Origin of the sequence: Chryseobacterium sp. SIMBA_028 (genome assembly GCF_046535285.1) — a bacterium.
GTDB lineage: Bacteria > Bacteroidota > Bacteroidia > Flavobacteriales > Weeksellaceae > Chryseobacterium.
The window spans coordinates 1-264 of sequence record NZ_JAWRWZ010000397.1 but is presented as its reverse complement, the minus strand read 5'-3'; the positions used below and the strand labels follow the sequence as shown (position 1 = coordinate 264).

The 264-nt window shown below is 58.3% G+C and carries 1 protein-coding gene; it reads left to right on the top strand.

Annotation, left to right across the window (positions count from 1 at the left end; translation table 11 throughout):
- Nucleotides 1-184: hypothetical protein (locus tag SCA31_RS23885; protein WP_410699484.1), on the top strand; the 184-nt coding region annotated here is incomplete at its 5' end.
- Nucleotides 185-264: the final 80 nt, after the last annotated feature.

Sequence of the window (264 nt, the reverse complement as noted above, 5' to 3'; positions counted from 1 at the left end):
CCACGTCGGTTTCTGCGTGTCCGGAAACCTTGAAGTGGAAACGAACGACGGCGGAAAGATCAGTATTTCGTCCGGGGATTCCTACACAATTCCACCAGGCCACCTAGCCAAAGTGGTCGGGGACCAACCGTTCCAAGGAATCGAGTTCGTCAGCGCTGCCGAGTTCAGCCAGTCGCTGGCGTAAGTGTTCACGCCCGCCCAGGGCTGAACGTGAAAAGACCCCGCTCTACGAGCGGGGTCTTTCTTCCGAAGTGGAGCTGAGGG